This is a genomic window from Bacillus sp. AK031 (assembly GCF_053903065.1).
The window spans coordinates 1,395,499-1,421,143 of record NZ_CP096424.1 but is presented as its reverse complement, the minus strand read 5'-3'; the positions used below and the strand labels follow the sequence as shown (position 1 = coordinate 1,421,143).

At 42.5% G+C, this 25,645-nt stretch carries 28 protein-coding genes; 2 read left to right on the top strand and 26 right to left on the bottom strand.

From position 1 onward, the window contains the following. Positions 1-89 precede the first annotated feature (89 nt). Positions 90-1,346 (bottom strand): MFS transporter, encoded by a 1,257-nt coding sequence (locus M1E09_RS07060; RefSeq protein ID WP_456274135.1) that lies wholly within the window; start codon positions 1,344-1,346, stop codon positions 90-92. 153 nt (positions 1,347-1,499) lie between these two features. Here M1E09_RS07060 and M1E09_RS07055 point away from each other — a divergent pair, with 153 nt between their 5' ends. Continuing rightward, positions 1,500-2,060, top strand: a complete 561-nt coding sequence (locus tag M1E09_RS07055) for an ArsR family transcriptional regulator (protein WP_456274134.1) — start codon at positions 1,500-1,502, stop codon at positions 2,058-2,060. Positions 2,061-2,123: 63 nt separating this feature from the next. Here M1E09_RS07055 and gndA read toward each other — a convergent pair whose 3' ends face one another. The 6 genes from gndA to mce all read right to left on the bottom strand — a co-directional run bounded on the left by gndA (position 2,124) and on the right by mce (position 9,010). Beyond that, the gene (gene gndA, locus M1E09_RS07050; protein WP_456274133.1) at positions 2,124-3,536 is read right to left on the bottom strand and encodes an NADP-dependent phosphogluconate dehydrogenase; all 1,413 of its coding nucleotides are present in this window, start codon (positions 3,534-3,536) and stop codon (positions 2,124-2,126) included. Between the two features lie 156 nt (positions 3,537-3,692). Further along, a complete protein-coding gene (locus M1E09_RS07045; protein WP_456274132.1) occupies positions 3,693-4,946 on the bottom strand; it encodes a DNA polymerase IV in 1,254 nt (417 codons plus the stop codon). Positions 4,947-5,060: 114 nt separating this feature from the next. After that, the gene (locus M1E09_RS07040) at positions 5,061-5,525 is read right to left on the bottom strand and encodes a chemotaxis protein CheW (RefSeq protein ID WP_456274131.1); all 465 of its coding nucleotides are present in this window, start codon (positions 5,523-5,525) and stop codon (positions 5,061-5,063) included. 329 nt (positions 5,526-5,854) lie between these two features. Then, on the bottom strand, positions 5,855-6,976 hold the full coding sequence (locus M1E09_RS07035) for a tripeptidase T (RefSeq protein WP_456274130.1): 1,122 nt from the start codon (positions 6,974-6,976) through the stop codon (positions 5,855-5,857). A 70-nt stretch (positions 6,977-7,046) separates the two neighbouring features. Next, positions 7,047-8,594 carry an acyl-CoA carboxylase subunit beta gene (locus M1E09_RS07030; RefSeq protein WP_456274129.1) on the bottom strand — a complete coding sequence of 516 codons (1,548 nt, stop codon included), beginning with the start codon at positions 8,592-8,594 and terminating at the stop codon, positions 7,047-7,049. Positions 8,595-8,596: 2 nt separating this feature from the next. Continuing rightward, positions 8,597-9,010 (bottom strand): methylmalonyl-CoA epimerase, encoded by a 414-nt coding sequence (gene mce / locus M1E09_RS07025; RefSeq protein ID WP_456274128.1) that lies wholly within the window; start codon positions 9,008-9,010, stop codon positions 8,597-8,599. A 186-nt stretch (positions 9,011-9,196) separates the two neighbouring features. On the opposite strand from mce, the gene prli42 reads away from it, so the two are divergent. Beyond that, on the top strand, positions 9,197-9,292 hold the full coding sequence (gene prli42 / locus M1E09_RS07020; RefSeq protein WP_456274127.1) for a stressosome-associated protein Prli42: 96 nt from the start codon (positions 9,197-9,199) through the stop codon (positions 9,290-9,292). Positions 9,293-9,332: 40 nt separating this feature from the next. Here prli42 and M1E09_RS07015 read toward each other — a convergent pair whose 3' ends face one another. The 19 genes from M1E09_RS07015 to M1E09_RS06925 form a co-directional block, all read right to left on the bottom strand. Further along, complete coding sequence (locus M1E09_RS07015; protein WP_456274126.1) at positions 9,333-9,836, bottom strand: L,D-transpeptidase; 504 nt, start codon at positions 9,834-9,836, stop codon at positions 9,333-9,335. A gap of 32 nt (positions 9,837-9,868) precedes the next feature. Further along, positions 9,869-10,861 carry an aromatic acid exporter family protein gene (locus M1E09_RS07010; protein ID WP_456274925.1) on the bottom strand — a complete coding sequence of 331 codons (993 nt, stop codon included), beginning with the start codon at positions 10,859-10,861 and terminating at the stop codon, positions 9,869-9,871. Positions 10,862-11,023: 162 nt separating this feature from the next. Continuing rightward, complete coding sequence (locus M1E09_RS07005) at positions 11,024-11,461, bottom strand: BrxA/BrxB family bacilliredoxin (protein ID WP_456274924.1); 438 nt, start codon at positions 11,459-11,461, stop codon at positions 11,024-11,026. Between the two features lie 386 nt (positions 11,462-11,847). Beyond that, on the bottom strand, positions 11,848-12,387 hold the full coding sequence (locus M1E09_RS07000; protein ID WP_456274125.1) for a DinB family protein: 540 nt from the start codon (positions 12,385-12,387) through the stop codon (positions 11,848-11,850). A 157-nt stretch (positions 12,388-12,544) separates the two neighbouring features. Next, positions 12,545-13,240 carry a hypothetical protein gene (locus M1E09_RS06995; protein WP_456274124.1) on the bottom strand — a complete coding sequence of 232 codons (696 nt, stop codon included), beginning with the start codon at positions 13,238-13,240 and terminating at the stop codon, positions 12,545-12,547. Further along, complete coding sequence (locus tag M1E09_RS06990) at positions 13,233-13,787, bottom strand: sigma-70 family RNA polymerase sigma factor (protein WP_456274123.1); 555 nt, start codon at positions 13,785-13,787, stop codon at positions 13,233-13,235. Before M1E09_RS06990 ends, M1E09_RS06995 begins: the two co-directional genes overlap by 8 nt. Before the next feature lie 118 nt (positions 13,788-13,905). Further along, the gene (locus M1E09_RS06985; RefSeq protein ID WP_456274122.1) at positions 13,906-14,523 is read right to left on the bottom strand and encodes an HAD family hydrolase; all 618 of its coding nucleotides are present in this window, start codon (positions 14,521-14,523) and stop codon (positions 13,906-13,908) included. 2 nt (positions 14,524-14,525) lie between these two features. Next, positions 14,526-15,431 (bottom strand): alpha/beta fold hydrolase, encoded by a 906-nt coding sequence (locus M1E09_RS06980; protein ID WP_456274121.1) that lies wholly within the window; start codon positions 15,429-15,431, stop codon positions 14,526-14,528. 167 nt (positions 15,432-15,598) lie between these two features. Beyond that, positions 15,599-16,030 (bottom strand): DUF4181 domain-containing protein, encoded by a 432-nt coding sequence (locus M1E09_RS06975; RefSeq protein ID WP_456274120.1) that lies wholly within the window; start codon positions 16,028-16,030, stop codon positions 15,599-15,601. 37 nt (positions 16,031-16,067) lie between these two features. Next, positions 16,068-16,316, bottom strand: a complete 249-nt coding sequence (locus M1E09_RS06970; RefSeq protein WP_456274119.1) for a hypothetical protein — start codon at positions 16,314-16,316, stop codon at positions 16,068-16,070. 20 nt (positions 16,317-16,336) lie between these two features. Continuing rightward, entirely contained in the window at positions 16,337-16,540 is a 204-nt protein-coding gene (locus M1E09_RS06965) for a zinc ribbon domain-containing protein (RefSeq protein ID WP_456274118.1), read from the bottom strand. Between the two features lie 103 nt (positions 16,541-16,643). Further along, positions 16,644-17,183: a hypothetical protein gene (locus M1E09_RS06960; protein ID WP_456274117.1), complete on the bottom strand. Its 540-nt coding sequence runs from the start codon at positions 17,181-17,183 to the stop codon at positions 16,644-16,646. A gap of 153 nt (positions 17,184-17,336) precedes the next feature. After that, entirely contained in the window at positions 17,337-17,732 is a 396-nt protein-coding gene (locus M1E09_RS06955) for a DUF350 domain-containing protein (RefSeq protein WP_456274116.1), read from the bottom strand. 18 nt (positions 17,733-17,750) lie between these two features. Continuing rightward, entirely contained in the window at positions 17,751-18,977 is a 1,227-nt protein-coding gene (locus M1E09_RS06950; RefSeq protein WP_456274115.1) for a glutathionylspermidine synthase family protein, read from the bottom strand. A gap of 8 nt (positions 18,978-18,985) precedes the next feature. After that, positions 18,986-19,579, bottom strand: a complete 594-nt coding sequence (locus M1E09_RS06945; RefSeq protein ID WP_456274114.1) for a hypothetical protein — start codon at positions 19,577-19,579, stop codon at positions 18,986-18,988. Positions 19,580-19,592: 13 nt separating this feature from the next. Next, positions 19,593-20,036, bottom strand: a complete 444-nt coding sequence (locus tag M1E09_RS06940) for an RNA helicase (RefSeq protein ID WP_456274113.1) — start codon at positions 20,034-20,036, stop codon at positions 19,593-19,595. Between the two features lie 274 nt (positions 20,037-20,310). Beyond that, positions 20,311-21,342, bottom strand: a complete 1,032-nt coding sequence (gene meaB / locus M1E09_RS06935; RefSeq protein WP_456274112.1) for a methylmalonyl Co-A mutase-associated GTPase MeaB — start codon at positions 21,340-21,342, stop codon at positions 20,311-20,313. After that, positions 21,343-23,496 (bottom strand): methylmalonyl-CoA mutase, encoded by a 2,154-nt coding sequence (gene scpA / locus M1E09_RS06930; protein ID WP_456274111.1) that lies wholly within the window; start codon positions 23,494-23,496, stop codon positions 21,343-21,345. Further along, positions 23,486-25,252 carry a methylmalonyl-CoA mutase subunit beta gene (locus tag M1E09_RS06925; RefSeq protein WP_456274110.1) on the bottom strand — a complete coding sequence of 589 codons (1,767 nt, stop codon included), beginning with the start codon at positions 25,250-25,252 and terminating at the stop codon, positions 23,486-23,488. The genes scpA and M1E09_RS06925 overlap by 11 nt, the downstream gene beginning before the upstream one ends. Positions 25,253-25,645 lie beyond the last annotated feature (393 nt).

Genomic DNA, 25,645 nt, shown 5'->3' with positions numbered 1-25,645 from the left:
GTCATTGATGGGTCTTTTTTTTATGTGCTCCACATATACCCTGGTGGCATACTGGTCTTCCCCCCATGCCTCCTGCCCCCCTTATATTTTCATCCTGTGTTCTCCTGTGCCTTCTCAGAGGGCATGGCAACTGTAAGAAAGCCATAAAAATTGGAGAATGGAAAGATCAGGCTGACAGCGACCAGACTCAGGCCGCCTGCGGTTACTGTCCATAATGGTCCAAGCAGTGAAGCCAGCCAACCTCCAAGCAGGAGCCCGGCAAGCAGGCTTCCGTTGATACTGGCTGTCAGCATTCCTGATATCCTCCCGAGAAGTTCTTCCGGCACTCCCTGCATCAGCATGCTGTTCAAAGGGATATTGATGAATGGATTAGTGGCTCCAATCACGCTCATCCATATATACAGAGAAGCCAGCGGGAACATTCTATGTAAGTCATACACGGGGATTACTAAAGCCGCTAATAATCCCGTAAAACAGAAAGAATACATGATTAGGGTTTTATTCTTCACCTTTTTCATGAAAAATGGCACCGCGAGAGCACCCAGGATGCCAAAAGCGCCTTCAAGTGATTCCAGCATACCGAAATGAACCTGGTTTACCTCAAAAACATTCAGGATAATTGCATATACATTGGCACTTATGATACTCAGTACGAAAACAGCAGAGGTCAGAAGGATGAATATCCCTGTAATAAACCGATTGCTGGATACTGACTGAACCCCCTGCTTCAGGGATAAAAGATAAGATTCTTTCTCCTTTTCATGACGAGCCCCTTCTTCTCCTTTATAGACCTTCAACCTTAGCAGGATCAATCCTGAAACTAAAAATGTGATCGCATCGAGCACGAAAATCAGTGAAACTTGTTCTAGAAGTAAGAGAAATCCCCCAATAGAAGGAGCAACAATCATCATCATCATGTAGGTTGACTGGGAAAGGCTCACAGCTGCCGGTATCTCATCCTTCGTCATGATGGTCGGGATGACGGCTGACTTCGCTGGTTCAAAGAAGACTGCACCGATTCCCTGCAAAAAAATCAGGATGAGCAGCAGTGTAATGGACGACTGGCTGGCAATCATTAATAAAACAATCACAAACCGGTATAAATCGGCGCCAATCATCATCCATTTTCTTGACAATCGATCTACCAATGGACCGACAAGGGTCCCAAACAACATTCCAGGAAGATGGCGGGCAATAAGGATATAACCAAATATCATTGGGTTGCTGGTCAACTTTGAAGCAAGAAATAAAATCAGCAAATGTGAGATTCCATCTCCCAATTCAGATATTACCTGAGCAGACCACAAACGACGATAGGAATGATTTTTGAGTAATTGAAGCATCATTATCTCCCCCTCTAATCAAATATATTTTTTCGTTAAAATAATTTTAAACGATAAAATATATTTTGTAAACGATTTTGTTAAAAATAATTTTAACGCTACGATATTTTTTATCGTAATAATCTGATAAAATAGATATAGGTAAAAAAATGAGAGGTGATTGGCTTGAAGATTGATAATCTGGAAGTGGCTAAAGCCATTTTTGACCCAAAGCTGGAGAGGATTATCACAAGTGTGAAATTCAGCAGTAAGACAGTAAAAGAGATTTCTTCAGAGCTGGGTGAAAAACAATCCCGCCTGTACTATCCAATTCAAAAGCTGCAAAATCTTGGTTTAATAATGGTTGTTGAGGAAAGAAAAACAGGCAATATCATCGAAAAGTATTATTCATCGAAGCATCTCTATGAGGACGATATCTCCTTCAGCTTTGAAGGAGAATTTGCCATGGAACATAAGGAGTTTCTGATTTCAAAGATTATGTTCAGTTTGAATAAGGGATTAAATGTATTAAAAAAAGATTTAGAAGGTGATCCATCAAGGCAGGAGAACAGCGCCATGTTCACGGAATACGGTTTGGAGCTCACCCAAGAAGAATGGCAGCACCTTAATGACGAAGTAAGGAAACTGGTGGACAAGCGAGAGGTGAAGAAGGAAAAAGATGAGGAAATGAAACCTTACAAGTTGATCCTCTTTTCTTATAAAGATGAGGAAATTTAATGTAAGTTACCATTTCATCCAATAAGAAAAGCTCTCCAGCATTGGCTGGAGAGCTTTTCTTGGTTATTTAGACATCCACTCAGTATGGAAGATTCCTTCTTTGTCTGTACGTTCATACGTATGGGCACCAAAATAGTCACGCTGCGCCTGAATAAGATTAGCAGGAAGTGTTTCTGTGCGATAGCTGTCATAGTAAGAAAGGGCAGCAGAGAAGCCTGGTACAGGGATACCGTTTTGCACTGCTGTCGAGATGACGTCACGCAATGCATATTGATAGTTTTCAACAATCTCCTTGAAGTAGTCATCAAGAAGCAGGTTGGAAAGATTCGGTTCTCTGTCATAGGCATCTTTGATTTTTTGCAGGAACTGGGCACGGATAATACAGCCTCCACGGAAAATCATCGCGATTTCCCCGTAGCTTAAGTCCCATCCATATTCATCTGAAGCTGCACGCATTTGCGCAAACCCTTGTGCATAAGAACAGATTTTACTCATATAAAGAGCTTTTCTGATTGATTCAACCAACGCTTTTTTGTCACCTTCAAAAGGTTTTGTCTCAGGCCCGGAAAGAATTTTGCTTGCTTTCACTCTTTCATCTTTGATGCTTGAAATAAAGCGGGCAAAAACAGATTCCGTGATGATCGGGAGTGATACGCCAAGATCAAGCGCACTTTGGCTAGTCCATTTACCTGTTCCCTTTTGGCCAGCTTTATCTAGGATTACATCTACCATCGGCTTGCCGGTTTCATCATCTTTCTTCGTAAAGATGTCAGCAGTGATTTCAATCAGGTAGCTGTCCAGTTCTCCTTTATTCCACTCAGCAAATGTTTCATGCAGCTCTTCTGCACTGAACCCAAGGACATGCTTCAGCAAGAAGTAAGATTCCGCGATTAACTGCATGTCTCCATATTCAATGCCGTTGTGGACCATTTTTACATAGTGGCCGGCACCATCTGGACCGATATAAGTAGTACAAGCTTCGCCATTTACTTTTGCAGCGATATCCTTGAAGATTGGCGCCACTAGCTCATAAGCTTCTTTTTGTCCGCCAGGCATGATGGATGGCCCAGTAAGAGCACCTTCTTCTCCGCCGGAAACACCGGTACCGATGAAGTGGATACCTGATTCACTTAATTCATGGTTTCTTCTGCGGGTATCTTCGAAGAATGTGTTGCCACCATCGATTAAAATATCACCTTTATCAAGATGAGGCTTCAATTGTTCAATGGTTGCGTCAGTAGGACCGCCGGCTTTTACCATCAACAAAATTTTTCTTGGAGTTTCCAGAGATTGAACGAACTCCTCAATGCTATATGTACCTGTTACATTTTTCCCTTTGGATTCTTGCAGCATCTCATCCGTTTTTTCACGTGAACGATTATAAACAGACACCGAATATCCTCTACTTTCAATATTCCATGCCAGGTTTTTCCCCATTACAGCAAGGCCGATCACACCGATTTGTTGTTTCGACATGTTCTAACGTCCTTTCATTATTGTATTTAATAAGTAAACAATCCTTATAAATTTAACAAAGTTTGCGTCCATAGTGCAAACAATACACTCCTGCCCTTAGTGTGACATTGTCACAAGCAAAATAACCAAAGAATTAAACAAAAATATATTCTCCAACTACTTGTCTTCTCTCAAGAAATCCTTGTTGAAGCTTGTATCATGATGAGGGTCACGCTTGTTCTGTTTCGCAGCCAAACCTCTTTGAATCATCTTTTTGCCAAACTTGGATTGCAGCTTCTCAATGGTCTCATACAAAGGCTCTTTCTTCGCATGTTCTTCATACGAAAAAAGGTCAAGCTGCAATGCCGCTTCATCACGCTCGACAAGATCCTGTCCGGTTACCCCAAGCAGCCTGATCGAATTTCCATTCCAGTGTTCAAGAAACAAGGCTTTGGCTACTTCAAAAATTTCCTCCTGGGTACGAGCCGGATTCTTCAACTTTTTGCTTCTTGTAATCGTCTTTCGATCTTTGAACCTCAACGTAATGATGATCGTCGAAGCCAATGTATCCTTTGATTTCATGCGCGAGGCGACTTTGGCAGAAAGCTGATTCAGAGTGGATAAAAGCTCTTTCTGGTTGGCTGTATCCCTCGGCAATGTGGTTGAATTTCCAATGCTTTTAAAATCATAGACAGAATCGGGATCCACCGGCCTGTCATCGCTCCCGTTAGCACGGGATTTCAACCTCAGCCCGTTGATTCCCAGCTGTGACTTCAAAATAATGTCATTTGCAGCAGCCAGCTCCCTTATAGTATTAATTCCCACCGAGTTTAACTTCAGGGCGGTCTTTTCTCCAATACCATGCATCTCTTTTACATCAAGCGGCCACAGCTTTAAGGGGAGATCCCGTTTACGCAGTACTGTAATTCCCATCGGTTTCTTCATGTCAGAAGCTGTTTTGGCAAGGAATTTATTTGGAGCAATCCCGATACTGCAGGGCAGATCAAGCTGTGACAAAACCTGATTCTGAATCGACTCAGCAATGAAAAGCGGACTTCCCAAGGAGAAGCTGTCTGTAATATCAACATAGCCCTCGTCTATAGAAACCGGTTCAACCAACTGGGAGTACTGTCTGAGAATGTCAAACATACCTTGTGAGGCAGCACGGTAACGCTCAAAATTAGGGCGCATAATAATTAATTGTGGACAAAGCTTTTTTGCTTCCCACAGAGGCATAGTGGTCTTGACCCCGAAGCTTCTTGCTTCATAGCTGCACGTAACGATAATCCCTCTTCTTTCATCGGGGTTCCCTGCAATTGCCAGAGGCTTCCCCTTCAGTTCTGGATTATAGGCCGCTTCCACAGAAGCATAGAAACTATTCATATCAACATGGAGAATGACTCTTCCTTTTTTAGGGTAGTGAGGATGCATACTGACCAATCCTTTTTTTATGTGAAACTTCTTACTAATAGTGTACTACAGTTGGCTTTAGAGCACACTTTTCCCATGTAAAAATGCATGCCGGCTGCGACATGCATTCAAAAATTATTGATGAGCCTTCATATAATCCTGGATTTCCCTGATGCCATCGAGGCTTTCGACAAGAACGTCCGGATCAATCATCGTAATCAGGCGGTCTTCCAAATTTATAACTCCTGAAAAATATTTGGTGCGTGAGTAAGCCATTAAGCCGACTTGTTTAAGTGCCCCTTCCGGTATATCAAGAATTTCACTTGCTTCATGAACGATTATTCCTAAAGATAAAATATCCGACTTTAACACAATCAGTTTTTTATCTTCAGTGGACTCTCTCGTCCCATAAAGAATACTCGCAAAATCAATAACAGGAACCAATTCTCCCCTTACCTTCGTAATCCCTACCACATAATCAGGCAGCTGGGGAATAGAAGTGATGCCCTCAGGTTTTTCAATTGAAATAACATGGCCGACCGGTATCGCATACTCTTCTTTACCAGAGTGAAAAATGACAGCTTTATTGTTGATATCCATATTAACGCTCCCTTGATAATTCGATTTCTTCATTAACTTATGTATAAGTCTAATTTACCATAAAAATAAGCGGTTGTGTTTTTTAATACCTAGATTGGATGGCTCATGATCTCTAATGGGCCATGAGAGCTCGGAATGGTTGGCACTTGTCGGCTGAAAAGAGTAATTTATCGGCGCTTTTGTATGTTTTATCGGCGGAAAACTGTCGTTTATCGACCAAACCAAGTCAAATATCGGCCAACCGACACAAAACGACTCAAAAGCCCCCCCTCTCAAAGATGGCAAAAAAAGAGACTCCGCAACTAAACGGAGTCATCTTTTACACAATATTATTCACCCGCAACCTCTTGAATGATGGCAACGACCATTTCAGACAGTTTGGATAATTCCTCGACAGGCATTCTTTCGTTCTTTGTATGGATCTCTTCGTATCCTACAGCCAGATTCACTGTCGGTACGCCAAAGCCGGCAATAACGTTCGCATCACTTCCGCCGCCGCTTGTCAACAACTCGCTCGGACGGCCGATTTTTTTCGCAGCTTTCCGGGCCACTTCCACAACATGGTCACCTTCGCCAAACTTGAAGCCAGGGTACATTACGACTACTTCAACTTCAGCACTTCCGCCCATTTCACTTGCCGCAGATTCAAATGCTTGTTTCATCTTGGCTACTTGGGCTTCCATTTTCTCCGGTACAAGTGAACGTGCTTCTGCGAGGATATCGACTCTGTCGCAAACGATGTTCGTCGCTCCGCCACCTTCGAAACGGCCGATGTTAGCTGTTGTTTCTTCGTCGATTCTGCCAAGCGGCATTCTTGAAATAGCTTTGGAAGCCATTGTGATAGCAGAAACGCCTTTTTCCGGAGCAACTCCGGCATGTGCTGTCCTTCCATTAATAACCGCTTTTACTTTTGCCTGTGTCGGTGCTGCAACGATGATGTTGCCTACTTTGCCGTCACTATCAAGCGCGAAGCCGAATTTCGCTTTTACTAAAGAAGAATCAAGCGCCTTCGCACCAACAAGCCCGGATTCTTCACCAACCGTGATGATGAATTGGATTGTGCCGTGAGGGATATTTTGCTCCTTCAATACACGAACCGCTTCAAGCATAGTGGCAAGGCCGGCTTTATCATCTGCACCAAGGATTGTCGTACCGTCGGAATATACATATCCTTCCTTAACAGACGGCTTAACTCCAACCGCTGGAACGACTGTGTCCATGTGGGAAGTGAAGTAGATCGTATCCACGCCCTCTTTCGTGCCCTGAAGCGTACAAACCAGGTTTCCGGCTCCATGTCCAGTCTGTTCCATTGTGTCGTCTTCAAACACTTCCACTCCAAGGTCTTCGAATTTCTTCGTTAAGACTTTGGCGATTTCAGCTTCATGTTTTGTTTCTGAATCGATTTGAACAAGCTCTAAAAATTCGTTAAGTAAACGTTCATGATTAATCATACTTTTACCTCCAGTTATGTAGTCACTAGAATAGTATATCTCGAATCGTGAAGGTCTACAAATGTTTACACTATAGAGGGATATTGCCGTGTTTCTTCTTCGGCCGGTCTTCCTTTTTGTTTCTCATCATTTCAAGGCCCTGGATCAGTTTGATCCTTGTTTCCCGAGGATCGATGACGTCATCCACCATTCCCCTTGCAGCAGCCACATAAGGATTCGCAAACTTTTCGCGGTACTCCTCAATTTTCTGCTCACGGACTTCTTCGGGATTATCGCTTTTTTGGATTTCCCTTGCAAAGATGATATTTGCCGCTCCCTGAGGCCCCATGACGGCGATTTCCGCATTCGGCCAGGAATATACCAGGTCCGCACCTATTGATTTACTGTTGAGGGCAACATAGGCACCGCCATATGCTTTACGCAAAATGACCGTCATTTTAGGGACCGTCGCTTCAGAATAAGCATACAAAATCTTTGCTCCATGTCGGATGATTCCTCCGTGCTCCTGCTTGATTCCCGGGAAGAAGCCTGTAACGTCTTCAAACGTAATCAGTGGAATATTGAAACTGTCACAGAATCGGATGAAACGGGAGGCCTTATCAGAGGAATCGATATCCAGTCCGCCTGCCATCACTTTTGGCTGGTTACATACGAGGCCGACTACTTCCCCCTTGATGCGGGCAAGGCCGATGACGATATTTTTGGCAAACTCTTTTTGAACCTCCATGAACGATCCTTCATCAACAACCTGCTCAATGACCTTCCTTACATCATAAGGACGAATGGCATCGAACGGTATGATGTCAGTCAGATCAGGACGATAATCATCTTCCACATCCGCTTTTAGCATAGGCGGTTTTTCTTCATTATTTTGCGGCAGATAAGACAGGAGTTCCCTGACTGACTGAAGAACTTCTTCTTCTGTCTCTCCACGGAAATGCGCATTGCCGCTGATTGTGTTATGTACTTTTGCTCCGCCCAGATCCTCTGAACTGATTTTCTCACCAGTAACGGTTTCGATGACTTTAGGCCCTGTAATGAACATCTGGCTCGTCTTGTCCACCATGAATACAAAATCGGTGATGGCAGGTGAATATACCGCTCCTCCTGCACATGGCCCCATGATTACAGAGATTTGCGGAATGACTCCTGAATAGATGGAGTTACGGTAAAAGATATGGCCATATCCATCAAGTGATACAACACCTTCCTGAATACGCGCTCCACCTGAATCATTCAAACCGATGAAAGGGGCTCCGTTTTTGACTGCTAAGTCCATGACATGGGCAATTTTCTTTGCATGCATCTCGCCAAGCGCTCCGCCGAATACAGTAAAGTCCTGGGAAAACAGGTAGATAGGCTTGCCGTTCACTTTTCCGTATCCCGTAACGACTCCGTCACCAGGACCTTTCATTTCATCCAAACCAAAATCTGTGCTTCTATGTTCAATGAACGGGTTCAGCTCAACAAATGAACCTTCATCCACAAGAATATCGATTCGTTCCCTTGCCGTCAGCTTTCCTTTTTCGTGCTGTTTTTCAATTCGTTTATCGCCTCCGCCAAGCTCAACCTCTCTGCGGCGGTCATATAACTCATTTATTTTTTCATAGATATCCATGCTTACTCCCCCTTGATGTTGGTCTTATCACACAATTCATATAGTACGCCATGAGCAGCCTTTGGATGCATGAACGCAACCTGCGCTCCGCCGGCACCCGGTTTTGGCTTCTCATGAATCATTTTAACGCCTTTTTCCTTTAACTCATCAATTCTTTCCTGTATCCCGCTGATTCCAAATGCCACATGATGGATCCCTTCTCCTTTTTTTGAAAGAAAAGAGGCAATCGCACTTGTTTCATCCAATGGTTCCAGCAGCTCAAGCTTAATATTGCCGCCATCAATGAAGGCCACTTTTACCTTTTCTGATTCGACCTCTTCGATTTGCAATAGAGTGAGCCCGAGGGTTTCTGTATAGAAAGGCATTACTTCCTCAATAGATTTTACGGCTATACCGATATGATCAACTTTCTTCAAAAATATCTCCCCTTTATAAAGAAGCTTAACATGTATTACATTCGATAAATTCATGCATTTTTCCTTCAAATCTGACAAATTTCCGAAAGCGATTTCAAAAAAAACCGTTTTTTAAGGGTTGTCAACAGAAACAAGTGAGGATAAAATAAGGTTGATGATTGATTTTTCTCTACAGGAGTTGAAAAGATGAGAAATAAAAAAATGCAAAAAGCAATTGTGTATGTAATGTTATTCGCTATGATTTCTTCTACGATCATGATAGGACTATCCATGTTCTTATAACTAATAAAGAGAGGTCCATTCCAGAATAGGAATGGGCCTCTTATTTTATTGCTCCATATTCTTTTCCAAGCTCTTCAAATGAATCCCCGGTTTTTACAATCAAAATTTTCGTCCCCTGAGGAACCTTATCAAACAGGGCTTCCACTTCGGCGTTTTGCATTCTGATGCATCCATTGGAAATATATTTTCCAATGCTTTCAGGGTTATTTGTGCCGTGAATGCCGTAAATACGGCCGTCTGTTCCCCTTGCATCAAAGCCCATCCACCTTTTTCCCAAAGGGTTGTCAGGATGATCACCCGGTATATCGGATTTTCTGTAGTAAGGATCTTTGGCTTTTATTATTATCGTAAAAAGACCCTGCGGTGTAAGATCATCCGTCTTTCCGGTTGCAACCTTATTTACAGTCTGCACCTGTTCATCTTGAATATAAGCAATTTCATTGGTTTGCTTATTCACTATTAAAAATGGATCGCCTGGCAATGGGTTCTTTCCAAGCGGCCAGATTGGTGATATGACCAGAAAAATGGACAGAAGCAAACGCATTCCCTTCACATCCCTTCAAAGCTTAGTAGGAATTAGTTTGCTTCTTTCATCGTTATTCCATTCTCTTTCACTTTCTTGATCCCTTTAAATGAACTTTTGATAAGAAGGTAATCCTCCATCTCTTTTAAAAACTGATAAAGGGCTGCCCTTGCTTCAAACTCTTCTCTCGTTTGCGGGAGTTCCATCTCTTCAAACTTCACCCTCATGTCATAGAGCTTTTTCAAGTACAGCAGCGCGGTATTTCCCGGATGGATATGTTCGCTTAATTCTTCCATAAAATCGGCAACCATTTTCCCTTGTTCGATTTTCAGAGAGATGGAAGTAACTAGAGGGAGCAGCCGCTGGAGTATATCGAATTGTTTCTCCCGCATTTTAAAGTACAGGTAATAAAGATTTTCATGACGGAGGAAGTGGTTTTCCACATCCTTGAAAGCGAGTGTCTTTGCTTGATTGATCAGTTTTTCAACTTCAGTGATTTCCTTCCCTGCCCATCCCTTGTCCTCATTCGTCCTTAAGTAACGGACAATCTCAATGAAAATAACATAGAATTTTTCTTCTATCTCCACCTGATAGGCTATCAATTTATTTTCCACACTGGGCATATAAAGATTGGCGAGCAATGCAATACCGATACCGATCGCAATGATCCCCAGCTCATTAAACACTAAGTCCCAAGTGACATTTTCAGCCGAATAAATATGAAGGATGATGACACTGCTGGTGACAATTCCCTGTGTGATTTTCAGCATGACCGTGGTTGGGATGAAGAATAAAAGCAGCAGGCCGATGACAGTGGGATGATAGTATAAAAGCTCAAAAAGGGCCGAGGCAAAAACCATCGCCAATATACAGGAGAGAAACCGGCTCCATGCCGCTTTCAGTGATTTTTTCTTAGTATCCTGTATGCACAGGATAGTCAGTATCCCGGCAGACGCAAAGTTATCCAATCCAAACCACTGGGCAATTAAAATGGCAGCCGCCGTCCCGACGGCTGTTTTGGCGGTACGATATCCAATACGAAACATCATGTGCAGCTCCTGTTACAGAAATTATACTGTTAGTCTTGCCTATTACGGCAGATAAAAGCAAGAAACGATCTATGTATTTTATCCCTTTTCTTTTAGCTAAATAAACTCCAGATTCAGACAAAAGAAAAAAGAGTGACAATGCACTCTTTTCTCTAATGATTATACCTCTTCGCAGTACTCGTCGAAGTAGCCTTGCAGCTTATTCACAACAGACATTGGATCATGCCCTTCAATTTCATGGCGTTCAACCATTGTCAAAATCTCTCCATCCTTCAGTAACGCGAAAGATGGTGAGGACGGCGGATACCCTGTAAAGAAGCTGCGCGCTTTTGCTGTCGCTTCCTTGTCTTGGCCGGCAAATACCGTAACAAGACGGTCAGGGCGCTTGTCATAATGAACCGCATGTGCTGCAGCCGGACGGGCAATCCCGCCGGCACAACCGCAAACTGAATTGATCATCACCAGCGTTGTCCCTTTTTGTGATAATGTTTCTTCAACTTCCTCTGCAGACTGAAGCTGCTTATATCCTGAAATCTCCATCTCTTGACGAGCCTGGCGGACGACATCATTCATAAATAAGTCGAAATCCATTTCCATCATACTCTCTCCTTTTTCCCAGAACTAGCATCCTGTTTTAGACAACTGATACTATGGTAGTTATATAATATCAATTTTTCCTCCTTCATATCAATCAAATAAGTTCTTTTTCACAGAATAGACCTTTCTTCCATTAAAGAACCTTGTCAACTGGCTGTAATAAATTAATATGAGATTCTCACTAATCTGCCCTCCAAAGACAACTTTTCACTAAAAATGAAAAATTTAGGTTTATTGAAAAGTATGCAGGGTACTATAAAAATACATCTAGATCCATACCCCTAAACTCCCTAGATGAAGGGTAGCTCTTACAGGAGCTATCCTCTTTTTTGGCTTCTCTTCCTAAGTATTTGAATACACTCTGCCAGTACAGGTAAGATCTTACTTCAGGACAGATATTTCCCCCTCTTTAATATTCCCAGATATTCTTCCCACGGACCTACATCCTCCCTGTACCGTTCTGCCATTACCCGGGCAACCTGGGCAATATGTGTTAAATCATGGACAACCCATGCCGACACTAACTCCCTTGCTTTCACACTGCCAAAAGCCGGGTGGAAACCAGTTAATTCAAGGTGTTCCTCGGGGCTAACTAATTTTCTAAGGCTGATGATGTTTTCTGTTCTCAGCCGACTGAATTCACCTAGCTTTTCCTCAACTGATTTTTTCCTCGTTTCAGTCAGATGGGAAAATCGGTCAAACGGGGGAAACGTCTTCCTCTCACCTTCCTCAATAATCATTCTGAGCCTCGGAATCCAATTTGTATTCTCACTCTCAATAAGGTGGCCGATGACTTCACCAGCATTCCAGGTGTCTTTCCCTTCATTGCATTGGATCCATCCTGCCGGCAGTCCAGCCAATAGGGCCTCCAGGCTTTTTGGTGTTTTCTCCAGTAACTCAATCGCTTCCTCAAATTTAAAATTCATCTCATTCCGCCTGCCTTTTAAAATGAATTTATTTCTGCCTTCATGGTAACTCAAGGACGGCTCGAGTGATAACATTAAGTTATAATCCCAATAACGCCAAGTAGCGCCAAGGCTCATTATAGTTTAACAGCAAAGATGATTGCTCCATATGGAACAATCATCTTTGCTGCCTGTGCTGGAAAGACTGGGCGACTCTGGTCAATTCTTCCTTACCTGCCATCTTTTCGGAGGAGCCTTTTTCATAGGAAATGGTAACTGCAGTATCCCCATCCTGCCAATTAAGAAAGCTTTCATACGTTGTTTCATGATAATTTCCGATTGCTCCATTGATTTTTACCGCTTCAATCTCAACGGATGTTTCCCTTACTCCTTCCGGCAAGCTTTCATCTGTCTGATCAACCATTTGAACTCCAGGTGAATACTCAATTATCATTTCCTGATCCTGTACTCCTGTTATAACCAGCCTGTAAAATGGGGTTCTTACGTCACCAAATGAATACTCCTTCAGGGGGTGAATTTCGGCAACCTCAAAAGGAACTTTAACCGGGTACCCAAAATTAACGGGCCAACCTAAAGCTGCTTGTGAGATTTCATTTTTAAAGTCTCCTGAACTGGCGCTGTTTCCACCATCCATCAATCCAAGCTGAGTTCCACCAAAATAGGTAAATAAGGAAAGGCAGGCAGCTATAAAAACAAATGACAAAGCCTGTGGAAAGGGAAGTTTCCGGGACGTACTGACCACTTTTTCAGAATTAATTTCATTAACAATGTTGTTCCTCATCTTGGTGGTAAATCCATGATTGCTGAACGTCTCGTTCTTCATCATGCGACGCAGATTCTTCAGTTCATCCATTGTTATACACCTCACGACCATTGATGGTGGACCCTAATAACTTTCTTGCTTTAGTCAAGCGGGTTTTCACTGTACTGATGTTCAAATCAAGGCAGTCTGAGATTTCCGACAGCTTCATCTCTTCAAAATAAAATAAAAAAATGATTTCTCTGTATTTCAAGGGAAGGGATAAAACATTTTCGATCACTTCATTGTTTGTTTCTTTTTTGATCATGTCTTGCTCCGGTGTTCCAATCTTGCCTTTTACCATATCATTGATCTTATGAGTGATGCTGACCATCCTTGTATCCCATCTTCTCAGGTAGTCTTTGCAATGGTTAATGGCAATACTGACAATCCAGCTCTTCAAGGCTGATTCCCTTCGGAAGGAGTCCATCTTCTTATAAAACTTTATGAAGACTTCCTGGGTAAGATCCTCTGCAAGGCTGTGGTCCTTCACATAAGAAAACACAATATAATAAATATCGTTGCCATAATGCTGCATGGCTTCTTCAAGCAGCTGATCCTTTTCAACTTTAGAGTATGTCCTGTGTTGTTCTGATTCCAAGATTCCCACCTGCTTTACACCTCTATAAAATAAGACGGATGTCCATTAAATAAAGTTTGGTTTTTTATGGAAAAGTTTTATGACAAAACCTTCACTATACTTTTTAACAATTCATTCCTTAAAAAAGCTTTAAAAGCTCATCAAAACCCTCAATGCAATAGTCATGCTCTGAAACTTGCCCAAAGCCATACCTTGCATACACAAATGGTATTCCGGCATAGCGGGCGGCGGATAAATCACCTTCGGTATCGCCGATATATACAGGATTCGAAAGGCCATTCCTTTCCATAATGAGTTTAATGTTTTCACCCTTAGAAAGACCGGTCCTGCCCGGATTCTCATAATCTAAAAAGTACTGTTCCAAGTTATGATACTTGTAAAAAGCCTCGATATAACCGTCCTGGCAGTTGCTGACGATGCAGAGCTTGTATTTCTGTGAAAGGCGGGACAGGGCCATTTCTACATTTTCATAGAGGTCTCCGCCGTTCTCTCCTAAATACTCACACTCAGCAGCACAGCAGGTTTTCAAAAGCTGTTTTTGTCCGTTATCGTCCAAGTCCGGAAACAGCCTATTGCCAATCTCCTTAATCTGAAGCCCCATTGTCCAGCTGAAGTCTTCTCTCGTTAACTTCTGGCGATTTACTCCCTCTCCTTGTAAAACCCGGTTCCAGACAACCAAAACGGAATCCATCGAATCCCATAATGTACCATCCAAATCAAAAATAATGCTATCCATGTCTATCTCCTGCTTCCATTTAGTGATCGATTTAAGAATCTTTCTATCTCTTCTAGGAATCTGCCCGTCTCCTCCAGATCTGGAAAGTGGGCACTTTGTTCAAATAAAATCAAGCCGCATTGGGGCAGCTTCCCTCTAAGTGTATTGGCCACCTGTATCCCGGTATTTCTATCATGAACTCCTGTGATGATCAAGCACTCTTGTGCAATTTCCTTTAGCCGGTCCACCAAAGGTATTTTCCTTGGCTGGCTTTCGAGTGCCTTTACCATTAAACCTGTATTCACTAACCGGCTCTCCTCCCAAAAGCTCCGATTTATTCTGGCAGCATCCTGGCTTTCAAACAGCAGCCGGTCTACAGACTGGGTATCAGCAAGAGACCATACTGAATCATACAAATCATCAATCGATAATTGCTGTTGTTGCAGGGTATGAATCTGTGCTGAGAACGTCTCGTTTGCAATGGAATAAAAGCCCGCAACCTGGACGAACTTATGCAGATTCGTTTCCATTAAGCTTGGTCCTGAGAGGACAATCCTGTTTATTTTATCTGGAAACGCATAGGCAAACTCCAGCGCCAGCTCTCCACCGAAAGAATACCCCAGCACATCCACTTTTGCTGCTCCAAGCCTTGTTAATAAATGCGCGAAATCTTCCGTAAGCTGTTCAATCTTATAATCTTCATCATTCTCAGGCAGGCCGCTTCTTCCGCATCCACGCTGCTCATAATAAACGACTGTTCTAAGGTTAGACAGTAATGGGCCGGCTGTCCTTTCGAAGGTATAGTGGTTTCCCCCTGGGCCGCCATGAATAATGATTAAAGGAATCGTCCCTTTTCCTGTCCCCTCGATTTTCACCCAATGATTGATACCGTTCAGATTGAGTTGATATTCCCCATCGCCTATTTGCATGTATGATCCTCATCCCTCGTAATTCAGCTTATTTTGGAAACAACTATTATCTACTACCAATTATTTCAAAAAAGCTGAATTTTCTCAATATTTTTAATAATAAAAAAGCTTACCTTTTTTGATAAGCTTTTTTATTCTTGTATTTCAGAGCATTTTAATGTCCAGCTTCACTCGAACCAGCCGAAGAAGTTAGTGGAAAACAATGATAGTAGAAACCCTGCATTAAAAACCAGCTGGCTAACCGTAAAGACATAATCATTTTTATTTTCGGCATATCTTCTCTCCATAATGGCTCTGGCAGTTTCAGAAACCACTAAAAAGATAAATACTAGAATATAGGGTTGTAAAAATGTGATTTGCTCCTCAGGGCTCCTGTTAATATTAATGAAGTATCCAATCAGGAGTGCAATCATGAGGGTAATCCTGATCATCCAGTCAACTTTTTTATGTTTCTCATTTATATGGTTATATGAAAAGAATTTCTTCCGTTTTACATTCAACCATTTCCTTAAAAGAAGATTCAAAAAGAATAACAGCAAGCTGTATAGGAGCAGGATTGAAGCTAACTTCAACCAAAAATCCGATTCTATGCCATACATGAAACACCCTCCTCCTTTCTTCCAACCAAAACAAAATTCATTGAAAAATCAAAAACAGAAAAATTAAAATCACATATTTATAAGCTTTAATAGTACTATCATTATTGGCGGGACCCTTAATATCGATCAATAAACAGATCAAAAAGACGATAGCCAAAATGATATTTATAACTTCGTTCAAGTTGAACAGTCCGCTTATCAGCATAGACAGCAACGTGATTGCCAAGACCACTGATAAACTAAACGGAATGTATTCAGCCTTGAATATTTGCTGTTTTTCTTCCATAATTCCAGCTCCTATGATCGTCAGCCAAAGAACAGATCCAGAATATTAGATGAAGATGCAGATTGCTTATTATAAAACTCTGAATAACCACAGTTCTTGCAATAGACTACAATAAATTGGTTATGCTGTACATCAAACATCTTAGAAAGGCCAGTTCCCGTCATCGCGACTTCCTTCTTTGCCGCATCGGTGCTGCCACATTTGATACACCCTTGGTTGGACATCGGTCTCTCCCCCTTTGCCGTTATGCTATTATTATACGCTTCAACTATTGATTAGGTTTCATTTCCGGCGGGCCCCTGTTTCTACCCTGAACTATTACAATAATTATTTAACTGACAGAACTACATCAGCATAGTATTCACCATCAAGTTCTATCTCGACCCTCCACAACCCGCTTTTAGGAAATACAAAAGAAGCTGTAAACCGCTCCATGCTTGGAAACCCGGTAGTTGATTCAGTCACAATTCCGGGAGGCACAGCTGTGATTCTTTCATCTGTCTCCCTATGATAAGCATAGACAGCTATTTCTTTTCCTTTAAAAGACTCAAAGGGCTCTGAAAAATTGAAAATATAGCCAAAGTGCTTTCCTGAAGAAAGACCCGCTTCCGGCAGGATTCTTAAAATTTCCTTACCATTTTTCCGAAACGAATGCCTTACTTCCCAATTGGTTTTATTGTAGATTCCCCTCAAATCAGGAATCACTTGTTCTTCCATTGCTTCATCCAAGTCTTTCATTTTCACTTCAAGGCTGGAAATCCGATGGCTATATTCAGTCAGAAGTGCATTTTGCTGAAATAAAAGAATGACAAAAACAAAATTCATTAACAATATCACAACTAAGATAATGTTATATGGCTTTTTCATATAAATTCTCCCTATTGGTTCGGTTTTGGAGGCTTCAGCTGAAGTGGCTCATTCACTAGAAATTGAAAACCTAATGACACTCTGGATTGAAGTATCAATAGGAGCAGTTTACTAACTTAGATGTTCCATTTAGTTTTTATGAGATACATTCTATTAATATGTCAGGCATTGTGCAATGACCCACCCAATCGATATAGACATTAGCAGCAAGAATACACCGACTGCTCTGTTATCCTGGTCGATGGCATCTCTAATGCTAAAACGTATCGTGGCAACTTCTGCAAGGATATGGGCAAGGATTTGAAAGATGATTCCGATCACTCCCCAGATCATCATGTCCATAAGTGAAATGGAATTCGCCACTGCTGAACCGATTACAATCGCTAATCCAAGCATCTTCCCTCCGATTACCATGGCAGCAGCTGCATTTCCCTGCCCAATCATTTTGAACTTCTCATTTTTGGTCGTTAATTCGAACAAGAGCAAACCAATGAACAGCAAAAATAATGAAGCCCCTGCATAAGATAAAAAGCTTATATATAAGTTCACAATATCACTCCTTTTTTTCTACTCCATTCCAATTGGTAAATAGTATGATAGATTATCAGTTATACGATTTCCCACACGGAAACCAATGGCACTTGGTTCTCCATTCAATAAGAAAGAACCGATCATAACATGCCCTTTCTGTTCACCTTTAACTGAGGCAAATGCAGTAACTGGCAAATCGACATATTTTTGATATACTGGCACATACTCTGTGTACGATTTGTTTTTTTCTTCAAACAGGAGGTGTCCATTTGGTTTAAACACTTCCACCGTGTCCCCTTCACGCCCAAAGGCTGGCTTCTTCACGTATGTATGCCCTTTTTCCATGAACCAATCCGCTTCTAAATACGTAGGCAAAAAGTATTCACCAATCCAGGCATGCTCTTCTTCTGTAAAATAAGAGTTCTTCTCTTCATGCAATCCCCAAATGGCTGCTTGAACGACCTTGGATTGAAGCAAAAATGCGGATGGTGGATTAATGATGGCAAGCTTCTGATCCAAAACCAGTTCAAGAAGCATCTCTCCAATTTTATCTCCCATCTCACCACGGTCTAAAATAAGCTGCTCGATTGGATAGGTCTGCCGATATAACACATCAATCCGCTTGCCCTCTGCATCATACAAACCATCACAATCAATCTGCAGTTGTGATAATGGAATATAGGCCGATTCCACATTAGCCAGCCTTTGTAAATATAAGGAGGTATTTTTATCTTCTTCATTATAATCATGGGAAGTAAAGACTATATAAGGATCAATGTGATTTGAACATGCATTTAAAATAGAAGACGTAACCGCCTCCGATAAGTGTTCCTCTTCATAACAATTAGGGTCAGAAGCCCCTAATTCCCTGCATACCTCTCCATTTACAAAGAACAGCTCTTTAATGAATGTAGGTGTGTCCGCATTCAATTCGAGTACCTTATAAGTTCCTTCAGCTTCGACCAAATCAATTCGGGCAATCACGGTTTCAACATGGGTAGTTTGCCAGCGGATAAAAGGCAGCGTACTGACAGGAAACCCGAGAGCCATCAATGTATCATCATCTGCGTGTCTTAATAAATGAGCCATTTTATGAAACACAGCGGAAATTCGCTTTGAGGCTTTTCGGATTTTTCCAACCTCAGTTTCCTTAATCACTTTAACATCATACAAGGCATATTCCTGCCCATACATATCCGCCCAAAAATCTGGTATTCTGCTGTAAAATCGGTTTCTTTTTTCACCATGTTCCGTATTCTTCATCTTTGCCTTTATCCTCCAAACGAGCTTGAACTGCTTCCGAACCCTGAACTTTTAGAAGTACTGCTTGAATTGCTGAAGCTGCCCGACTTACTTGCAGAAGAAGATTTGGAGGCAGCAGCAGAAGTGTTTTCTTTCGTTGTCTTGCTGCTTGTCGTTGATTTACTTGTGCTGGTCGTTTGTTTTTCAGTTGGTGCCTCTGGTTTCTTCGCATTCTTGTCAGCTGTATTAGTTGCAGCTGCAGCCGAGCCAATGACAAAGACAGGTTTATTCCGCTTTCGGATATCGTGGGCAGTGCGGTAAAATCCTTTTCCATAATAATAATGATGGTAATAATCTGAGTCGATGTCCACACATTCGTAGTACTCTTCCGCCATATCCCACTCATATTCATCACAATAGGCATCCGAAGGCGGCATCGGCGGAATCTCGCTAACCTGAACAGATTTCTGTGTGGTTTTCTCCACCGTTTCATTCGAATATGAAGAAGATCCTTCTATTCTGTCATTATCATCTGTCATAGAAGAGCCGCAGCCGGATATTCCAACGGCCAAGGCTGTTGCAGAAAGCCCCTTAATCAATTTTTTCGTTTTATTCAACATCATCCCTCTTTCTTGCTTATTCCTCTTTTACATATATAACGTACACTTTTCGATCTTCATCAATTTCAGCAGAGTCACGAACGCGCAAGCCTACTCCCGGAATATCCACCACATCTTTTAATAAAAACCTGATAACCTCCCAGTGAGTGCCTGCTTTCAAGGAAGATAACAGAGGCATGCCCCCCAGACGCTGGTATTTCCGAAACTCAATATAAATTTCGTCTCCTGAATAGGTCACTTCATCACGAAAAGTATCCGGTATGCCGTCCTCCTTCACCACCAGAATTTCGGTGCCATCCTCCATTTCATTAGACAAAAGCTTAAACTGCTTTCCTTCTTTCACAAAATACTCGCAAAGCTGCCGAGCATAGACCTCATCTTGTGAAATTGCCTCTGAAGGGTAGTGATAGGCTTCCTCATATTGCTGAAAGCCCTTATCCAGAACATAAACTAACTCCATCAATTGCTGCCCCCTTGGATCCTTTCATCCATTTTCCTCTTTATAAATACGATTCATTGAGCAGGAAAGTTTCACCTTATCAAACTAATTTAAATTTTCGATTATATTCGTAAAATAGTGGCTCTTTATAAAGGTCAGTGTTTTTTGCTCCCCCCGGCAGGACATAATCCTTCAAAAGCCCCACAATCCCACGTTAACTCACTAATAAAAGAAAAAGCAGTTCAACAGCCAAGGTCCGGCGATGAACTGCTTTTATAGCCTACATCTATAAAAATTATCCCTTGTATAGGTCCATCAATTTTTCAACTGCCTGTGAAGCGGTTTTATTTCCAGAAATCACTTCGGCTTCGATATGCTTAAAACTGTTTTTTACTTGAGGGTGATGATAGAAACTGGAAAGAACTCTGTCGGAAATCATAGAGTGAAGCCATTCTTTTGTCTGTGATTTCCTTCTTTCTGAGAAAGTCCCACTTTCTTTCGTCTTCCCTTCAAACTCAGTGATGGCGCCCCATATTTCATTAATTCCTTCATTATGCAAAGACGAACAGGTCATGGCCGTGGTATCCCACCCTTTTGTAGCCGGCTGAAGGAAGTGAAGGATTCCTTTGTACTCTCTTCTCGTCTTCTCCGCAGCAGGTTTATTGGATCCATCTGCCTTATTAACGACAATCAGATCAGCAAGTTCCATAATTCCTTTTTTCATCCCCTGAAGTTCGTCTCCTGCCCCGGTAATCACGAGAAGCATGAAGAAGTCGACCATGCCCCTGACGATGACTTCACTCTGCCCGACACCGACCGTTTCAACAAGAATGACATCATAGCCAGCAGCTTCACATAGAAGCATCGTTTCCCTTGTTTTCCGATGTACACCGCCAAGCACGCCGCCTGAAGGCGAAGGACGTACAAATGCATTCTGGTTGCGTGAAAGATTTTCCATTCTTGTTTTATCACCAAGAATGCTTCCCCCTGTAACAGTGGAACTAGGGTCTACTGCCAGTACAGCTACTTTGTATCCTAGCTGACAGAGCATTTCACCGAACGTTTCGATAAAGGTACTTTTCCCTGCTCCCGGCACACCGGTAATACCGATGCGGATGCTGTTCCCGGTATAAGGGGCCAGTTCTTTGAGAAGCTCCTGACCCCTTTTAAAGTGCCCCTGTGAATTGCTTTCTATCAGGGTAATAGCCCTGGCGAGGTCCCGCCTGTTTCCTGACTTGACTCCCTCAATAATCTCCTCAATGGACTGAGGCGGACGGGATGTTTTTTTGAATCTTTTAACCGGCTTTCCCTTGAAGGATTCAGACATTTATTCTGTCACTTCCTCATAGCCAAGGCGGCGGTATATTTCTTCAATGACCTTTTGCGCTGCTACTGGAATGACAGTTCCCGGGCCAAAAATGGCGGCTGCACCGTTGTTTAATAAGAACGGGTAATCTTTTGGAGGAATGACCCCGCCAATCACAATGAGAATATCTTCCCTTCCCAGCTTTTCCAGTTCTTTCACCAATGCCGGCAGAAGCGTTTTATGTCCGGCAGCCAGAGAACTGACACCAATCACATGGACATCATTCTCAACAGCTTGAAGAGCCGTCTCTTCAGGCGTTTGGAACAGAGGTCCGATATCAACATCAAAGCCCAAATCCGCAAAGGCTGTTGAGATGACTTTGGCACCGCGGTCATGGCCATCTTGCCCCATCTTTGCAATCATGATTCGAGGGCGGCGTCCTTCATTCTCATTAAATTCTTCAGCCATTGTTTTCACTCTTGTGATTTCTTCCTCGTTTGAGAAGTTGGAGCTGTATACCCCGCTGATTGAACGGATAACAGCTTTATGGCGTCCCGAAGCACGTTCGATTGCATCGGATATTTCACCAAGAGAAGCACGCTCCCTGGCAGCAGCAACGGCAAATTCCAAGAGGTTTCCTTCCCCTGTTTGAGCTGCTTTTTCCAAATCTTCAAGAGCAGCTTTAACCCGTGAATCATTTCGCTCTGCCCGTAATCTATCCAATCGCTCCAGCTGTTTGCGCCGAACCTCGGTATTATCAATATCGAGCACATCCAATTCATCTTCTTTATCAAGACGATATTTGTTTACGCCAATGATCACTTCTTTTCCAGAATCAATCTTAGCTTGCCTTTCTGCAGCCGCTTCCTCGATACGCATTTTCGGCAGGCCTGTTTCAATTGCCTGTGTCATGCCGCCAAGCTCTTCAATTTCTTCAATATGCTCCCAAGCACGTTCCATCAGCTGCTCTGTTAAGCTTTCAACATAGCAGGAACCTGCCCAAGGATCTATGACATCTGTTATACCGGTCTCTTCCTGCAAGTATAATTGCGTATTTCGGGCAATCCTTGCAGAAAAGTCTGTTGGCAGCGCTATCGCTTCATCAAGGGCATTGGTATGAAGTGACTGTGTATGCCCCATAGCTGCAGCATGAGCTTCAATAAGCGTCCTGATAACATTGTTATAGGGATCCTGCTCAGTCAAGCTCCATCCTGAAGTTTGCGAATGTGTCCGGAGTGCCATTGATTTAGGGTTCTGCGGTTCAAAGGTTTGCATCATGCTCGCCCAAATCCTTCTGGCCGCTCTCATTTTGGCCACTTCCATAAAATAGTTCATCCCGATTCCCCAGAAGAAAGAAAGCCTGGGGGCAAATTTATCAATAGGGATTCCTGCTTTCAAACCGGTACGTACATACTCCAACCCATCTGACAGAGTATAAGCCAGTTCAATATCTGCAGGCGCCCCCGCCTCCTGCATATGATAACCGGAGATACTGATACTGTTGAATTTCGGCATGTTTTTTGACGTATATTCAAAAATATCAGCGATAATTTTCATCGACATTTCAGGGGGATAAATATACGTGTTACGTACCATGTATTCTTTTAAAATATCATTTTGGATTGTACCGGATAGCTTTTCAGCAGATACTCCCTGTTCCTCGGCGGTCACAATATAGAATGCCAGAATCGGCAGGACAGCTCCATTCATTGTCATCGATACAGACATCTGATCGAGTGGAATCCCATCAAATAACACCTTCATATCAAGGATCGAATCAATGGCTACACCCGCTTTACCGACATCCCCGACGACCCGTGGATGGTCAGAGTCATATCCCCGGTGTGTTGCAAGGTCAAAGGCAACGGACAATCCTTTCTGTCCCATGGCAAGATTCCGGCGGTAGAAAGCATTACTCTCTTCCGCAGTTGAAAAACCTGCATACTGTCGGACCGTCCATGGCCTGTTCACATACATGGTAGGATAAGGGCCTCTTGTATAAGGGGCGATTCCAGGCATGTCTTCTCCATGAGTGATATTTCTCGTATCTTCTTCGTCATAAAAGGATTTCACTGAGATCTTTTCATTTGTTACGAAGGAAGATGGCTCCGGGTTATCAGCCCTATTGTTTTTTAGTTCTAAATCGATATTTTGGAAATCCGGCTTACTTCCCATTTGAAATCCCCTCCCATCTGTTTAACAAAGCATCCAGTTTTTCTATCATTTGCTGTCCAAAATAGATACTACCGTTCAAACCGGCATCGGTTAATTTTTTCATATCTGTGTCGTTAAGTTTGCCCGCTAAATCGATCAACAAGTTTTTATTTGTTGAATTTATCGACCCGATAATTTCTCCGGCCATTGCGTGATACTCTTCATCTCTGCCGCAAATAACGAAGTAATCAGCGGATGAATCGGAAACAAATTGTACGGCATCTTCAATAGCCAGACACTCTTTGCTTGGCAGAACACCTATACCGCCAGCAGCAAGGAAGCCTGTCACAAAGTCGGCTCTTGCTTTGTGGCTCTTAATTTTCCCGAGCAGAATCAGGCCTGCAACCGGTTTATCCTGTAACCGTTGAGCACGGCTGCGAAGACTTTCAAAGTTACCGGATAAGCGTTTAGCATGTAAGCCTGGCACTCCTTCACTTTGATTCAGTATTTCTTCTACAGCAATAGCATCCTCAAGATTTGCATATACATTTGTTCCTATTAAGCTCTGTTTCCTTGTAGAAGTATCTTTGAGTCTTTTTGTAAAGACATCCTCGATTTCTTCTTGTAGGAAACCGGCCTTCAACGCCCTAATCAAACCACCATTTCCATCGATTTCCTGGAACTTTTTCCAAGCCCGCTCTGCCAGTTGGTTCGTCAATGATTCAATATAGTAAGATCCACCAGCAGGATCACTGACTTTATTAAGATGAGATTCCTGGCTTAGTATTAACTGGGTATTGCGGGCAATCCTCTCGGAAAATGCAGAAGTTGTGCCGGATACCTCATCAAATGGTGAGACGTGTATATAGTCAGCTCCGCCAAGTACTGCTGAAAAGGCTTCATTGCCTGCCCGCAGCATGTTTACATAAGAGTCCAGCTTGGATTTCGTAAAAGCAGACGTTTCCGAGCTGATGACCGCCTTCGTTTCTTTCACTTCATACGCCTGTAGAATTGTCTTCCAAAGTGTCCGGAATGCACGCAATTTTGCAATTTCCATAAAGAAGCTGCTTCCGGCGGAAAAATTGAAGACTATCTTGCCTGCCGCTTCCTCTGCGCTCCAGCCTTCATTCTTTAGCACCTCTATGTAAGTGACCCCTGCCCCAACGGCATAGGCTAATTCCTGTACAGCATTCGCACCGCTTTCATTAAGGAATGAAGTATCGACCAGGACGGTTTTTACACCTGGAGAACTCTCTTTCAAATTTGTAATGGCCTTTAACCACGTTTGCAATTGTTCCGGAGTATCATCTTCAAGCACCAGGTTGATTGGGTCAGCACTGAATACTCCTTTTAATTCAGAGAATCCATCTTTGATTGAGCTGAAACCTTGAGAAGTGACGGAAGTTAGATGGAACAGCGGCTTTTCTTCTTTTATGGCAATAGTAAATAACTTTTCAAGAACTTCGGTGCTTAAATTACCATTCCCTTCAGAAAAGGAAACGGTATCCTGTCCTCTATCTAATGCTTTTTGAAGCAAATCCGGCAGACGGTCTGGTTGGCCAGAACTGATTCTTTGCGCCACCTTCCATCCTGTACGGCTGGAATCACGGTTTTGCATCCATTCTGATTCTAAATCTTCTTTTGTATATAAAGGCTTTAAGGTAATTCCTTCGTATGTTTCTTTATATAATTTTTCCAATGGTTTCCCTTTTAAAGATTCCTCGGCCTTTGCCTTCCAATCTTCAATATTCACTTTTTGAAATGAAGCATTTTTCATTTTATTGACATCCATAAGTGCGCTTAACGCTTCCCCCTCCCGATTGCTGTAATCGGTTTCATAAAAACCTGTAGACTATTCAAAATTTTTATACTAATGCTATTTCAGTATATAAAAAAATCCAACTTACTTCAATGAAAGCAGTAAAAACTTTGAAACCTGCACTTTACCCCTTTAAAGCACTAAGAGGGACAGTCCCTTTTAGTGCTTTAAAGGATTGACTTTGTTAAAGAGTGATGATGTTTTAAGAACCTATTTAGATGGTGTTAACGGATTTCCGCTCCAGGTGTGCGACTCCGCGGGGCGGGCGGTGAGCCTCCTCAGCTTCATAAAAAGCGGAAGCGGCCGTTCAGCACCGTACGGATTGGAGGGCTCCTTCATGAGATAAAGGAA

Bases quoted from the DNA above. Each gene is read 5' to 3' on its own strand.
- M1E09_RS06985 (WP_456274122.1), bottom strand. From the start codon at position 14,523: ATGGATAGCATTATTTTTGATTTGGATGGTACATTATGGGATTCGATG.
- scpA (WP_456274111.1), bottom strand. From the start codon at position 23,496: ATGGGAAGTAAGCCGGATTTCCAAAATATCGATTTAGAACTAAAAAAC.
- M1E09_RS07060 (WP_456274135.1), bottom strand. From the start codon at position 1,346: ATGATGCTTCAATTACTCAAAAATCATTCCTATCGTCGTTTGTGGTCT.
- M1E09_RS07045 (WP_456274132.1), bottom strand. From the start codon at position 4,946: ATGCATCCTCACTACCCTAAAAAAGGAAGAGTCATTCTCCATGTTGAT.
- meaB (WP_456274112.1), bottom strand. From the start codon at position 21,342: ATGTCTGAATCCTTCAAGGGAAAGCCGGTTAAAAGATTCAAAAAAACA.
- M1E09_RS06980 (WP_456274121.1), bottom strand. From the start codon at position 15,431: ATGCAAATAGGCGATGGGGAATATCAACTCAATCTGAACGGTATCAAT.
- M1E09_RS06995 (WP_456274124.1), bottom strand. From the start codon at position 13,240: ATGGATGAACTGAAGAATCTGCGTCGCATGATGAAGAACGAGACGTTC.
- gndA (WP_456274133.1), bottom strand. From the start codon at position 3,536: ATGTCGAAACAACAAATCGGTGTGATCGGCCTTGCTGTAATGGGGAAA.
- M1E09_RS07000 (WP_456274125.1), bottom strand. From the start codon at position 12,387: ATGAATTTTAAATTTGAGGAAGCGATTGAGTTACTGGAGAAAACACCA.
- M1E09_RS07005 (WP_456274924.1), bottom strand. From the start codon at position 11,461: ATGGAAATGGATTTCGACTTATTTATGAATGATGTCGTCCGCCAGGCT.
- M1E09_RS07040 (WP_456274131.1), bottom strand. From the start codon at position 5,525: ATGGATATCAACAATAAAGCTGTCATTTTTCACTCTGGTAAAGAAGAG.
- M1E09_RS06965 (WP_456274118.1), bottom strand. From the start codon at position 16,540: ATGTCCAACCAAGGGTGTATCAAATGTGGCAGCACCGATGCGGCAAAG.
- M1E09_RS06925 (WP_456274110.1), bottom strand. From the start codon at position 25,252: ATGAAAAATGCTTCATTTCAAAAAGTGAATATTGAAGATTGGAAGGCA.
- M1E09_RS06950 (WP_456274115.1), bottom strand. From the start codon at position 18,977: ATGAAGAATACGGAACATGGTGAAAAAAGAAACCGATTTTACAGCAGA.
- M1E09_RS07015 (WP_456274126.1), bottom strand. From the start codon at position 9,836: ATGCGTTTGCTTCTGTCCATTTTTCTGGTCATATCACCAATCTGGCCG.
- M1E09_RS07030 (WP_456274129.1), bottom strand. From the start codon at position 8,594: ATGGATATCTATGAAAAAATAAATGAGTTATATGACCGCCGCAGAGAG.
- M1E09_RS06945 (WP_456274114.1), bottom strand. From the start codon at position 19,579: ATGATGTTGAATAAAACGAAAAAATTGATTAAGGGGCTTTCTGCAACA.
- M1E09_RS06960 (WP_456274117.1), bottom strand. From the start codon at position 17,183: ATGAAAAAGCCATATAACATTATCTTAGTTGTGATATTGTTAATGAAT.
- prli42 (WP_456274127.1), top strand. From the start codon at position 9,197: ATGAGAAATAAAAAAATGCAAAAAGCAATTGTGTATGTAATGTTATTC.
- M1E09_RS07010 (WP_456274925.1), bottom strand. From the start codon at position 10,861: ATGTTTCGTATTGGATATCGTACCGCCAAAACAGCCGTCGGGACGGCG.
- M1E09_RS07035 (WP_456274130.1), bottom strand. From the start codon at position 6,976: ATGATTAATCATGAACGTTTACTTAACGAATTTTTAGAGCTTGTTCAA.
- M1E09_RS06975 (WP_456274120.1), bottom strand. From the start codon at position 16,030: ATGTATGGCATAGAATCGGATTTTTGGTTGAAGTTAGCTTCAATCCTG.
- M1E09_RS06970 (WP_456274119.1), bottom strand. From the start codon at position 16,316: ATGGAAGAAAAACAGCAAATATTCAAGGCTGAATACATTCCGTTTAGT.
- M1E09_RS06940 (WP_456274113.1), bottom strand. From the start codon at position 20,036: ATGGAGTTAGTTTATGTTCTGGATAAGGGCTTTCAGCAATATGAGGAA.